Below are 12,692 nucleotides of genomic sequence, written 5' to 3'. Positions count from 1 at the left end.
TCAGCATGACCACCAAACCCCAACGCACCGATTATCCCTACCTGCACCCGATCACCACCCGCTGGCACGACAACGACATCTATGGCCATATCAACAACGTCACCTATTACGCGTTCTTCGACAGCGCAGTGAACAGCTGGCTGATCAATGAGGGCGGGCTGAATATCCATGACGGGGAGCAGGTGGCTTTTGTGGTGAGTTCCGGCTGCGATTACTTCGCGCCGGTGGCCTTTCCCGAGCCGATCGAGATTGGTGTACGTGTGGCCAAGCTGGGCAACAGTTCAGTGCACTACGAACTGGCCCTGTTCAAGGAGGGAACGGCCGAAGCCTGCGCCGCCGGGCGCTTCGTGCATGTATTTGTCGAACGCGCCAGCAACCGCGCCTGCCCGATCCCACCGGGGCCGCGCGCGGCGCTGGAACGCTTGCTGCTCAGCTGATCACTTGAACGGACGCTCTTCCCACCAGGGGAAGAACTCGGGCCGGTCCTGGCTGGTGCTGAGCTTGAATTCGGGGGCACGCTTTTCCAGGAAAGAACGCACACCTTCCTTCGCATCCTCCGATTCGCCCATGAAGGCAATCGCCCGGGAGTCGACCTTGTGCGCTTCCATCGGGTGGTCAGCGCCAAGCATCCGCCACATCAGCTGCCGGTTGAGCAGCGCTGACATGGGCGAAGTATTATCCGCAATCTCCCGGGCCAGCTCGTAGGCCGCCGGCAGCAGCTCATCCGGTTCGTGGATACTGCGGACCAGCCCGCCCTTGAGCGCTTCCTCGGCGCTGAATACCCGGCCGGTATGGATCCACTCAGCGGCCTGCATGGGGCCGACAAGGCGCGGCAGGAACCAGCTGGAACAGGCCTCCATGGTGATACCCCGACGAGCGAAGACGAAGCCAAACTTGGCGTTGGTCGAGGCCAGACGGATATCCATCGGCAAGGTCATGGTTACGCCGACACCTACCGCCGCGCCGTTGAAGGCACCGATCACCGGCTTGGTGCACTCGTAGATACGCAGCGACACGGTACCACCGCCATCGCGCAGATCCGCGCCTTCCGGCTGATCGGTACGGGTGTGGCGGTTGAAGGTATCACCGCCCTTCTCCAGGTCGGCACCCGCGCAGAAAGCGCGGCCGGCGCCGGTCATTATGATTACCCGTACCGCATCATCGGCGACCGCTGCATCAAAGGCGGCGAGCAGCTCACGCCGCATGGGGCCATTGAAGGCGTTCATCCGGTCGGGCCGGTTGAGGGTCAGGGTGAGGATGCCATCCTGTACTTGATAATCGAGGGTTTCAAATTGCATGGTGACTCCGCAGATAATTGTTCTGGATGGGAGCCAGTGTAGGTAGCTGGGCCATCTGCGGCCATTACTCTTGGTGACCGCTATGTAGGACCATAGGCAGAGCAGATAAACCCCTGGGAACGTCGAGCACCAGCTCGATGAATAAAGCCCGAACACCACATCAGCGTATCCTGCCACTCCCAGGTACGAGCTGGTGCTCGAACCTCCCGGGAACAGCGTCCCGGAAGGCCGGATTTCACTCCCGTCAGCGATAATTCGTGCGGCGACAGTGGGCGAGGTGGAACTCGCCCCTCCATAGAATCAATCGATTCGCTCGAACTTCAGATCCCACACACCATGTCCAAGCCGCTCACCGCGCTTCTCGAATTTGGTGATCGGGCGCTCATCCGGGCGCGGGATGAAGGTGCCGTCGGCTGCCTGGTTGCGGTAGCCCGGCGCAACGCTCATGACCTCGAGCATCTGTTCGGCGTAATGCTCCCAGTCGGTGGCCATATGCAGCACACCGCCGATGCGCAGCTTGCGTCGCACCAGCTCGGCGAAGGCCGGCTGCACGATGCGCCGCTTGTTGTGCTTTTTCTTGTGCCAGGGGTCGGGGAAGAACAGCAGCAACCGGTCGAGGCTACCGTCGGGGATGGCCTGGTTCAGCACTTCGATGGCGTCGCAGTCATATACCCGGACATTTTCCAGGCCGGCATTGAGCACGCCGTTGAGCAACGCACCCACACCAGGGCGATGCACTTCAATACCGATGAAGTCCTGCTCAGGCGCCGCCTGGGCCATCTCCAACAGGGAGTGCCCCATACCGAAGCCAATTTCCAGAGTGCGCGGCGCCTGCCGACCGAATACCTGGTCAAGATCCAGCAGGCCGTCGGCCAGGCTCAGACCGAACAGCGGCCAGCCCTTTTCCACGCCCCGCTGCTGGCCTTCGGTCATGCGCCCCGCCCGCATCACGAAACTGCGAATGGCGCGCCGCGGCTGGCCGTCTTCTGGCTGCTCGGGCTGCTGATTCTCGTTCACGTCATTCATTTCCGACAAAGGTACCTTCCCAGGGTGAAGAGGCCGCGGCATACAGACGACGCGGCATGCGGCCAGCCAGATAAGCGCCGCGACCAGCCAGCACTGCGTGTTTCATTGCCTCGGCCATCAGCACCGGCTTCTGAGCACCGGCGATAGCCGTGTTCATCAGCACACCGGCGCAGCCCAGCTCCATGGCGATGGTGGCATCCGATGCGGTACCGACACCGGCATCGACCAGAATCGGCACGGTTGCTTCTTCGAGGATGATGCGCAGGTTATAGGGATTGCAGATACCCAGACCGGAGCCGATCAGCCCGGCCAGCGGCATCACTGCAACGCAGCCGATCTCGGCCAACTGGCGGGCAATGATCGGGTCATCACTGGTGTAGACCATGACATCAAAACCATCCTTGACCAGCACTTCAGCGGCCTTGATGGTTTCCACCACGTTGGGGAACAGGGTCTTCTGATCGGCCAGGACTTCCAGCTTGACCAGATTGCGCCCGTCCAGCAGCTCGCGGGCCAGGCGGCAGGTGCGCACGGCGTCTTCAGCGGTGAAACAGCCCGCGGTATTGGGCAGGATGGTGTAGCGATCCGGTGGGATGACATCCAGCAGGTTGGCCTCGCCGGGGTTCTGGCCGATATTGGTTCGGCGGACGGCCACCGTGACGATCTCCGCGCCCGAGGCTTCGATTGCATCCCGCGTTTCGTCCATATCCTTATACTTTCCGGTGCCGACCAGAAGACGGGAACGGTAACGAACGCCGGCAATTTCCAGCGCATCTTGCTGCATATCTGTCATGGGTATCTCCGCTGCGGCTAGCCGCCGCCAATGGCGTGAACGATTTCGACCCGGTCACCGTCGTTCAGACGTGTGTCGGCATACTGGCTACGCGGCACGATCTCCAGATTCAGCTCGACGGCCAGTCGCTTGCCGGTCAATCCCAGGCGCTCGACCAGTTCGGCCAGGCTGATGGAGGAATCGAGAGGATGGGCTTCGCCATTCAGTTGGATCTGCATGGAACAACTCGATGAATTCAGGAATCAGGCTGGGCATGATAGCGTGAAACAGCCCGGTCTGCCTATTGTTGGGGCACCGCGAGCGCACTCACAGCGAGCGCCAGACCCCCAGCCCAAAGCACACCCAGGCCGCGAGAAAACACACCCCGCCGACCGGCGTGACAATACCCAGCCGCAGACCACCGAGCGCCATCAGGTACAGGCTGCCGGAGAACAACAGAATACCCACCACGAACAGTGCTCCGGAGGTCTTGAACAGCAGGCTCTCGGGCCAGCGCAGCAGCAGCAACGCCACGCCGATCAGCGCTGCCGTGTGCCATAACTGATACTGCACCCCGGTCTCAAATACACCCAGCATGTTTTCCGGCAGACGACTGCGCAAGGCGTGCGCGGCGAAGGCGCCCAACGCCACACCGGTAAAGCCGCTGAGCGAGGCCAGCAACAACAGGATCTTGGCCATCAATGAAGACTCCGGCTCGATGGGTTTATACTGCGACACATTCTATACCACCCGATACCACCGCTGTTGCCGGCAGACGAGCCAACCCATTGAAGACGATTTGCGCAAAACCGCCAAATGGCTGCTGATTCTCCTGTTATTGAGCCTGCTCCCGGTACTCCTGTTTCGCTGGGTGCCGGTGCCTGGCTCGATGCTGATGCTCGAGCGCTGGGTCGAAACCCGCAGTGACGACCGACAGGTGGACTTCCAGAAGCGCTGGCTGCCCTACCGCGCCATCCCCGATAACATCAAGATGGCGGTGATCGCCGCCGAAGACCAGCGTTTCGCCGAGCATCACGGCTTCGATATCAGGGCCATCCAGGCCGCGATTGAGCATAACCAGCGCGGCGGCAGTCTGCGCGGGGCCAGCACTCTGAGTCAGCAGGTGGCGAAAAACCTGTTTCTCTGGTCCGATCGCAGCTGGCTGCGCAAAGGCCTCGAATCCTGGTTCACCCTGGCCATCGAAACGCTCTGGCCCAAACAGCGGATCCTCGAGGTGTATCTGAATATCGTCGAGTGGGATGAGGGCGTGTTCGGTATCAGCGCCGCAGCGCAGCATCACTTTGGGATAGCCGCTGGCGTATTGTCCGACCAGCAGGCCGCTCAGCTGGCCGCCGTACTGCCCAACCCGCGCCGCTGGAGCGCCGCCAGCCCACCGCCCCATGCGCTGCAGCGCAGCCGATGGATCCGGCAACAGTCCCGGCAATTGGGCGGCGCCCATTATCTACGACAGATGGAAGCCGGAGGAGATTGGCCGCAATGGCTGACCCTGAGCCACTGGCAGCAGCAACTGAACAAGTAATAGCGATGCCGTAGATAGCTCAGGCTTGCAACATGACGGGCGGCCCGCGAGGTTCGTTAGGCAGCTTTATTCGCAGGAGACTCTTTGCGAAGGTGCCCGCTAATACCGCGCCAGCCAATTACCCAACTCACTGGGCAACAAGCCGGTCCAGCGGCGTAGGGATCGGCGGAAGTTGGCCCGGTCATTGAAGTTGAGGTAGTCGGCAACTTCGTCGCTGGAGTAGCCGCGACTTTGATACAGCTCCATGGCTACACGGGCGCGAGCATGATCCAGTTGCTGCTGAAAACCGGTGCCGTGCTTCTGTAGCTTGCGCTTGAGCGTGGCCGGGCTCATGCCGAAGGTCTCAGCCACGCCTTCCAGCCGCAGCGGCTGTCGCACCTGTGCCACCAGATGATCATGCAGGCCATCCAGCAGACTGCAGGTAGCAGGCAGCGCCATCAGCATCTTCAACCCTTCCTGTTCGGCCACCTGCCCGGCGGTAACCGAGGCGCTGGCCCAGGGGTGATGCAGACAGCTGCGTGGCAGGCACATCTGGTTCAGCGGGCTGGCAAAGCGTAGCTCTTCTCCCAGGTGCACCCAATACTGCTCGATATGGCGCGGCTGCGCGTGGGCCAGATGAAAGGTCCAGGGCAGACGCTGCCCCGACAGCCATTGGCTCATGCCGGTCACTGCGGCCATGCTGGCCTCGACCAGAAATATGCTCTGGTCGTCAGCGCCAAAGCTGTCACCCCAATCCAGCCAGATGTAGCGCTCATCCACCCGCAGCCGCAGCCGCAGCAGCGGCCAGAGCAGGGGCTGTAATCGCACCAGCCGCTCCAGCGCATCCTGTAGATCAGCCGCATGACTCAAGGCGTGACTGGCCGCGCCGTAGTGCCCGGGCAACCACTGCTGACCCAGCAGAAAGCTGGTGTCATCAGCCTGCAGTTGCTGCTGCAGATTCTCGATCATACGCAGGAACTGCTGCGGACTGATCAGCCGATTACCGGTGAGAATATCCTCATGGAACAGCCCGGTGCCCTGTAACAAACGGTGGGCATTCACTCCCCGGCCCAGCGCCAGATCAATCAGGCTGGCAGGCTGATAGTGCGCCGGGATGAAGCGCGTAGTGCACTCCAGCCAGCGGTCGCTGCGCTCTGTCCTAACCATAGCGCACCGTCAGGTTCTGCTTGGCCCGGGCCATGGTTATGTTCATCCGCTCCAGCAGGGTCGCCGGATCCTCATCACGGGCCATCAGCGCAACCACGCTGGCTGACAGCTCCAGACGTTCGCCCTGGGCACGGCTCTTGTAAGCCAGGCTGCGCACCGCCTGTTCAAGCTCCTCAGCCAATATCTGGGCCTGGCGCTCGCCGGTATGCGGCAGGATGATCACAAAGCGATCGCCCGCCAGCCGGCAAAGCAGATCATGTGTACGCAGATTGAGCAGCATGAGTTGCGTCAGCACCTGCAGCAACCTGTCTCCTTCGGCGTACCCGTATTCGCGATTGACCCGGGAGAAGGCGTTCATATCCAGCATGATCAGCGACACTGGCTGCTGCTGCGCCGCCGCATCCGCCAGTGTCAGCTGTAGTTGTGCCCGCAGATAATTGGCATCTCCCAGCGGGGTCAGCTTGTCGAACTGGCGATGTTCCCGAAACACCCGCTCGCGGTTGCGCATCTGCTCGTTGATTGCCAGCTGTTCCTGATGCCAGTGGAAGATGCCGAGGGTCATGAGGATGAAGCCAATGGGCATGGGGCCCGATTCCAGCCAGCCATCCCAGGTCACGGCGTCGGGTAATGCCACGAATTCGTCAACAGTATCCATGAACAGACTGAAGAACAGGCAGGCCAGCCCCATGAACAGCAGATTGGTCACATAGCCGGCCGGTCGGCTCTTGAGCAGCAGGCCAAGCCAGGTAAGCAGCAATAGGGCCGAGCCCCCTTCCCCGGCGATATCCAGCCAGTCCCAGTCGGCCACCGGCTTGATCTCACCGGCCAGCAGATGCAGCAACAGGCCGGTGTTCGCCGTGATCAGCAGGCCGGTGAGCTTGAAACGATGCATCGCAAGCATGGATGTCATAAGCAATTCTCCTTACTGCCGGCCAGCTAAGCAGCTGGATGTGACAATCCGGTGGCAACGCGGGAGTCATATCAGCTCATGGCGTTGTCAGCTTATCCATATCAAATGCATACCTGTATGGCGGCGATTACACGCCACCGGGCGGCAGTGTGACTCCAGGCGAGTCAAATCAGCTCAATATAGGTCATTTGTCGTGCCAATCCCGGCTTTTAGCGGCTTATCGGCGCTATATAGTCACATAACTGTCATCAGGCGTGCCTAACGTTCCCCCCACAACGGCCCCGCCAACGGCCGCACATTTCAGGGGAAGAACAATGTCTGTGCAACTCGCTACCGCCCGGAGCCCCGGGTTTCGCCTCAGCGCCCTGGCGCTGGCTATCGCCGTAAGCACACCGCTGGCCGCGCAGGCGCAGCAACCCGAAGTGGTCGATGTGATCGGCCAGGCTGCCCAACTGGAGCAGGCCCTGGATGACCAGCGCCGCGCCAATACCATCAAGAGCGTGGTGCACGCCGACGCCATCGGCCAGTTGCCCGACGACAACGCTGCCGAGGCGCTGCAACGCGTTCCCGGCCTGTCGGTCGAGCGCGACCAGGGTGAAGGCCGTTTTGTGCGGGTGCGCGGGCTGGGCTCGGACCTGAACAGCGTGACCATCAACGGCACTCTGGTGCCTGCGCCGGAGGATGATCGCCGCGCGGTAGCCATGGACGTGTTGCCGAGCGAGCTGGTGCAATCGCTGTCAGTGGTCAAGACGCTGACGCCGGACATGGATGCCAACTCCCTGGGTGGCACCATCGAAGTGGAAAGCCTGTCAGCCTTCGACCATGACGGTCTGTTCTACAGCCTCAGCGCCGAAGGCAGTCATGATGAAAACACCAGCAAGAACAGCCCCAAGCTGTCCGGCGCCTTCAGCAATCGCTTCAGCATTGGCGACGGCGTGGATAACTTCGGTGTCGCCGCTGCCCTGAGCTGGCAGGAGCGCAAATTCGGTTCGGACAACGTGGAAACCGGCGGTGCCTGGGACTTTGATGACGGTGCTCGGCTGGAAGAGATCGAACAGCGCCGCTATGACATCACCCGTGAGCGCACCGGCCTGGGTCTGAACCTGGATTACCGCCCGGACGAACACAGCGAAGTCTGGTTCCGCAGCCTGTATAGCCGTTACAAGGATGATGAAGTACGTCAAGGCTTGGTCACCACGTTTGGCGACCCACAGCTGCCTGGTGAATTGGGCGAGGCGGAAGTCGCCCGCGAGCTCAAGGCCCGGGAAGAAACCCAGGAAGTGAAGAGTTTCGTGTTCGGCGGCAAGCGCCAGCTCGGCGACTGGGGTGTCAGCGCCCAGGCCGGTTACAGCAAGGCGGGCGAAGACAGCCCGGGCGGCATCGGCACCGCCGCTTTCGAAGCGGATGACGATTTCAGCAACGTTGGTTACAGCGGTACCCGCAAACCGCGCCTGCGCGCCGGGCAGGATCTGTACGACGCCACCCATTTCAGCCTGACCGAGGTGGAATGGGAAAAACAGAAAACCACCGACACCGAGAAGAATATCAAGCTCGATCTGACCCGCGACTTCTCTCTGAGCGGCATGCCCTCGCAATTGGCCTTCGGTGGCAAGCTCAGCCGTCGGGAGAAAGACAATGACCTCGACATCTGGGTCTTTGAAGACTTCGATGAATTGGGTTTCAGCGACGCGCAATTAAATCTGTCGCAGTTCAGCCGGGGCACCACCGATTACGGGCTGGGCCGTTTCGGACCGCGCATTTCCGACCGCGCGGTGAAGGATCTGATCAGCGGCCTGAACCGAGCTGACTTCTATGATGAAGAAGAATCGCGCATCAATGACTTCACCATCGAAGAAGACATCAACGCCGTCTACATCATGAACACTCTGGATATCGATGACCTGCGCATCATCGCCGGTCTGCGTTATGAAGACACCAGCATCAAGGCCCGCGGTACCGGTCTGGATCAGGGTGATTTCGTTGCCAACAACACCAGCAATGACTATGACCACTGGCTGCCCGGCCTGCATGCCATCTACCAGCTCAACGACCAAACACAAATCCGCGCCGCCTGGACCAACAGCGTGGTACGCCCGACCTTCGGCCAGATGTTCCCCGGCTTTGTGCTGGATGGCGACGAAGCCGAGTTCGGCAACCCCGATCTCAAGCCGCTGGAGTCGAGCAACTTCGACCTGGGCATCGAGCACTATATGGGGCGCGCCGGCGCGGTCTCGGCCTTCGTGTTCTACAAGGACATCGACAATTTCATCTATACCGCCGACGTGGCCGGCACGGGTGCATACGCCGGCTTCAGCGAGGCGATCACCTCGATCAATGGCGACAGCGCCACGGTCTACGGCCTGGAGCTGGCCTACTCGCAGAAGTTCAGCTGGCTGCCGTCACCGTGGAATGGCCTGTTGCTGAACGCCAACACCACCTTCACCAAGTCCGATGCCGACATCGAACAGTTCGACCCGGACCTGGGTGCCATGCGCAGCCGCAGCATCCGCCTGCCCGGCCAGTCGGATGTGACCGGCAACCTGACTGTCGGCTGGGAGAACGACAAGCTCAGCCTGCGCCTGTCCACCAACTACAAATCCAACTATCTGGACGAGGTCGGCGACGTGCTCGACGCCCGTTACGACTACAAGGTGGACGACCAGCTGTTTGTCGACTTCAGCGCTGGCTACTTCCTGCGCGACAACCTGCAGGTGTTCTTCGAAGCGCAGAACCTGACCGACGAATCCTACTACGTGTACACCGGTAAGCGCCGCTACAACGCCCAATACGAGGAATACGGCCCCAGCTACAAGATCGGCCTGACCCTCACGCACTTCTGATCCGACCAGCGGTGGCGGGCACCTGCCCGCCGCCGTACCCCCGACTCTTATTCAGTACGGACACTTTTCATGCCGCGATATCCTCTCAAGCCCCTCGCCGCGCTGGCCTTATCCAGCCTGCTACTGGGTTGCTCCAACGCCGACTCCAGCGTGACGCCCACCGTCGACAGCGCCAGCATGGCGAATCCGGTGGAACTGCAACACTGGCAGCCGAGCCATGCCGCGCGGGCCGAATCCTGGCAACTGCTGGCCAACGATCAGCGCCTCGCCGCCGATGCCGAAGGCCTCTGGTTATTGGATGCCAGCGGTGACCGCCTGGCCCGGCACCCCGGCAACTTCTACAGCCTGGATACCCGCCAGCACAACGCTGAACTGGTGATCGCAACGACCCAGGCCAGCAGCCAGCAACCGACCCTGTTGCGCGCCGCAGCGGCGGACCTGCAGGTGCATCAGCAGCTGGAGCTGCCGGCCACGACCTACCGCATCGAGAATCTCTGCCTGTATCAGGACGAGTCCCAGAACCTGCACCTGTTTGTCATTGGTGAGGAAGGCATGGGCGATCAGTGGCTGGTCGGCAACCCAGGCTTGCTGCTCGATACCGCCGCCCATGTACGCAGCCTGCGCCTGCCGCCGGAAAGCGAACATTGCGCGGTGGATGACCAGCAACACCTGCTGTATGTCAGCGAGGAAAGCGTCGGCATCTGGGCTTATGGCGCGCATCCCGAGGCTGAACAGAGCCGTCAGCCGGTGGATATGGTCGAACCCTTCGGCGAAATTCAGGAGATGGTTGCGGGCCTGGCTGCAGTACCCGGCGGCCTGCTGGCTCTGGACGCCGACGCCCGGCAACTGCATCGTTATCGCCTGACCGAAAACGGCTGGGATAGCCTGGAGCCGGTCGCGCTGGCGGGCACCGTCGAGCCCGAACGCATCGCCGCACACAGCGCCAACGGCCAGAATCAGTTGCTGCTGGTCGATGGCGACGACGGCAATCTCTACCAGAGCCGAATCGATTGGCCGGTCAGCGCCCTGCCCGCCGCTGCCAAGGTGCCGGTAGTGCTGCCTACGGTAGAAACCGACCCGATCCCCAGCCCCGGCGACGCCGCCGATGACCCGGCCATCTGGCTGCACCCCAGCGATCCAGCTGCCTCCCGGGTGCTGGGCACGGACAAACGCAATGGCCTGGCAGTGTACGACCTCAACGGTGCACAGCTGCAGTATCTGCCGTTGGGCCGTCTGAATAACGTCGATGTGCGCCAGGGTTTCCAGCTCGGTGAGCAACGGGTCGATCTGGCGGTAGCCAGCAATCGCGACCACAACAGCCTGCATGTATTTGCCATCGATCCCGCCAACGGCCAGTTAAGCGAACTGGGCCAGATCACCACCGCGCTGGATGAAATCTACGGCTTCTGCATGGGCCAGAGCAGTGACGGTGTCATGTACGCCATTGCCAACGACAAGGACGGGCGTTTTGTGCAATACCGCCTGGACGGCAGGCAGGGCGAGCTCAACGGCACCCTGGTACGTGAGTTTGCCGTCGCCACCCAGCCCGAAGGCTGCGTGGTTGATGACCAGCGCCAGCGGCTGTTTATCGGCGAGGAAGGCAAAGCAGTGTGGGCGCTGGACGCCGGCGAGAACGCCTCCACCGAGATGACCCGAGTGATCAGCACCGATGGCCCGATCGAAGCCGATATTGAAGGCCTGGCCATCTATCAGCACCCCGAGCACCCCTATCTGGTGATCTCCAGCCAGGGCAACGACAGCTATGTGGTGGTCGATGCCGAGCCGCCCTATCAGCTGCGCGGCAGCTTCCGCATCGGTCTGAACAGCCAGCTGGGTATCGATGGCGTCTCGGAAACCGACGGCCTGGAAGTGACTTCGGCCAACCTCGGCGGGCAATGGAGCCTGGGCATGCTGATGGTGCAGGACGGGCGCAAACGCATGCCCGAAGGTAATCAGAACTACAAATTCGTGCCCTGGCAGAGCATCGCCAGCGCCTTGCAACTCGATTGATGGAGAACCCACTCATGCCCACATCCACAACCCATAGCATGTCGCCCTGGACGCTGGTCGCCGAAGCCAGCCTGCTGGTGCAAGGGGTGATGCTGATCCTGGTACTCGCCTCGCTGATCTCCTGGTTCCTGATCATCCAACGCAGCAGCCTGATGGGCACCGCCAAGCGCTCGCTGACGCGCTTCGAGCGCAGCTTCTGGTCGAAAGACACCGATCTTCAGCAGCTGTACCAGCAACAGCAACCCGACAGCCCCGGCGTGGAAGGCGTGTTCCACGCCGGCTACAGCGAATTCGCCCATATGCGCGCGCAGCAGAGCGATCCGGACGCGGTGATGGAAGGTGTGCAACGCGCCATGCGCGTGGCCATTTCGCAGGAAGAAGAGCGTCTGGAAAAGAACCTGCCGTTCCTCGCCACGGTCGGCTCGGTCAGCCCCTATATCGGCCTGTTCGGCACCGTATGGGGCATCATGAACTCCTTTATCGGCCTGTCGCAGTCCGAGCAGGCTACCCTCTCAGCGGTAGCCCCCGGTATCGCCGAAGCGCTGATTGCCACCGCCATCGGCCTGTTCGCCGCCATTCCAGCGGTGATCGCCTATAACCGCTTCGCCGCCCGCAGCGAAGGGCTGATCAGCCGTTATTACACCTTCGCCGAGCAGTTCTCCACCCTGCTGCACCGGCGCCTGCACAGCCGGGCGGAGCAATAAGTCATGCGTCCGGCCCGGAGAAAACTGCGGCCCAACGCAGAAATGAACGTGGTGCCCTATATCGACGTGATGCTGGTGCTGCTGGTGATCTTCATGGTCACCGCGCCGATGCTCACCCAGGGCATCCAGATCGAGCTGCCGAAGGTTGCCAGCGAGGCACTGGCCACCGATGACCCGCTCAATATTGTCACCTTGTCCATCGATGATCAGGGGCATTACCACTGGAACGAAGGCGACACGGTCAATACCGAGCAGTACAGCGACAGCAGCAGTTCGCTGGAGGAGATGCGTCAGCGCATCACCGCGCTGGTCGCTGCCAAACCCGACACCCAGGTGTTTATCCGTGCCGACCGCCATGCCGACTACGGCCTGGTGATCGAAGGCATGGCCGCGCTGCAACAGGGCGGCATCACCCGCCTGGGCCTGATTACCGAGGCACCCTGAGG

General features: G+C 61.7%; 13 protein-coding genes. 6 read left to right on the top strand and 7 right to left on the bottom strand.

Annotated features, from left to right (window positions below; all coding sequences use genetic code 11):
• The first annotated feature begins 5 nt into the window (after positions 1–5).
• Positions 6–437 carry a thioesterase family protein gene (locus QAO71_RS00755; RefSeq protein WP_280165034.1) on the top strand — a complete coding sequence of 144 codons (432 nt, stop codon included), beginning with the start codon at positions 6–8 and terminating at the stop codon, positions 435–437.
• Here the strand turns inward: QAO71_RS00755 and QAO71_RS00750 are convergent, their stop codons facing one another.
• From QAO71_RS00750 to QAO71_RS00730, 5 genes are all read right to left on the bottom strand, one after another.
• Positions 438–1,298, bottom strand: a complete 861-nt coding sequence (locus QAO71_RS00750; protein WP_280165033.1) for a crotonase/enoyl-CoA hydratase family protein — start codon at positions 1,296–1,298, stop codon at positions 438–440. It abuts the gene before it with no gap.
• Between the two features lie 300 nt (positions 1,299–1,598).
• Positions 1,599–2,324, bottom strand: a complete 726-nt coding sequence (trmB, locus tag QAO71_RS00745) for a tRNA (guanosine(46)-N7)-methyltransferase TrmB (RefSeq protein ID WP_136868483.1) — start codon at positions 2,322–2,324, stop codon at positions 1,599–1,601.
• Positions 2,317–3,117, bottom strand: coding sequence for a thiazole synthase (locus QAO71_RS00740; RefSeq protein WP_036991422.1), 801 nt, complete (start codon positions 3,115–3,117; stop codon positions 2,317–2,319). The genes trmB and QAO71_RS00740 overlap by 8 nt, the downstream gene beginning before the upstream one ends.
• A gap of 17 nt (positions 3,118–3,134) precedes the next feature.
• Positions 3,135–3,335 carry a sulfur carrier protein ThiS gene (gene thiS, locus QAO71_RS00735; RefSeq protein ID WP_036991423.1) on the bottom strand — a complete coding sequence of 67 codons (201 nt, stop codon included), beginning with the start codon at positions 3,333–3,335 and terminating at the stop codon, positions 3,135–3,137.
• 88 nt (positions 3,336–3,423) lie between these two features.
• Positions 3,424–3,795: a DUF423 domain-containing protein gene (locus QAO71_RS00730; RefSeq protein WP_036991425.1), complete on the bottom strand. Its 372-nt coding sequence runs from the start codon at positions 3,793–3,795 to the stop codon at positions 3,424–3,426.
• Between the two features lie 88 nt (positions 3,796–3,883).
• Between QAO71_RS00730 and mtgA the strand changes: the two genes are divergently transcribed.
• Positions 3,884–4,636, top strand: coding sequence for a monofunctional biosynthetic peptidoglycan transglycosylase (gene mtgA / locus QAO71_RS00725; protein WP_280165707.1), 753 nt, complete (start codon positions 3,884–3,886; stop codon positions 4,634–4,636).
• 99 nt (positions 4,637–4,735) lie between these two features.
• Here mtgA and QAO71_RS00720 read toward each other — a convergent pair whose 3' ends face one another.
• A complete protein-coding gene (locus tag QAO71_RS00720; protein WP_280165032.1) occupies positions 4,736–5,782 on the bottom strand; it encodes an AraC family transcriptional regulator in 1,047 nt (348 codons plus the stop codon).
• A complete protein-coding gene (locus tag QAO71_RS00715) occupies positions 5,775–6,692 on the bottom strand; it encodes a GGDEF domain-containing protein (protein WP_280165031.1) in 918 nt (305 codons plus the stop codon). Before QAO71_RS00715 ends, QAO71_RS00720 begins: the two co-directional genes overlap by 8 nt.
• 314 nt (positions 6,693–7,006) lie before the next feature.
• Here QAO71_RS00715 and QAO71_RS00710 point away from each other — a divergent pair, with 314 nt between their 5' ends.
• The 4 genes from QAO71_RS00710 (at position 7,007) to tolR (ending at position 12,690) form a co-directional block, all read left to right on the top strand.
• On the top strand, positions 7,007–9,532 hold the full coding sequence (locus tag QAO71_RS00710) for a TonB-dependent receptor (RefSeq protein WP_074779158.1): 2,526 nt from the start codon (positions 7,007–7,009) through the stop codon (positions 9,530–9,532).
• A gap of 69 nt (positions 9,533–9,601) precedes the next feature.
• On the top strand, positions 9,602–11,542 hold the full coding sequence (locus tag QAO71_RS00705; RefSeq protein WP_280165030.1) for a phytase: 1,941 nt from the start codon (positions 9,602–9,604) through the stop codon (positions 11,540–11,542).
• 14 nt (positions 11,543–11,556) lie between these two features.
• On the top strand, positions 11,557–12,246 hold the full coding sequence (tolQ, locus tag QAO71_RS00700; RefSeq protein ID WP_280165029.1) for a protein TolQ: 690 nt from the start codon (positions 11,557–11,559) through the stop codon (positions 12,244–12,246).
• 3 nt (positions 12,247–12,249) lie between these two features.
• Positions 12,250–12,690 carry a protein TolR gene (gene tolR, locus QAO71_RS00695; RefSeq protein ID WP_036991435.1) on the top strand — a complete coding sequence of 147 codons (441 nt, stop codon included), beginning with the start codon at positions 12,250–12,252 and terminating at the stop codon, positions 12,688–12,690.
• Positions 12,691–12,692: the final 2 nt, after the last annotated feature.

Source organism: Halopseudomonas sp. SMJS2 (assembly GCF_029866945.1).
GTDB lineage: Bacteria > Pseudomonadota > Gammaproteobacteria > Pseudomonadales > Pseudomonadaceae > Halopseudomonas > Halopseudomonas bauzanensis.
This window is presented reverse-complemented; position numbering and strand designations above follow the sequence as displayed.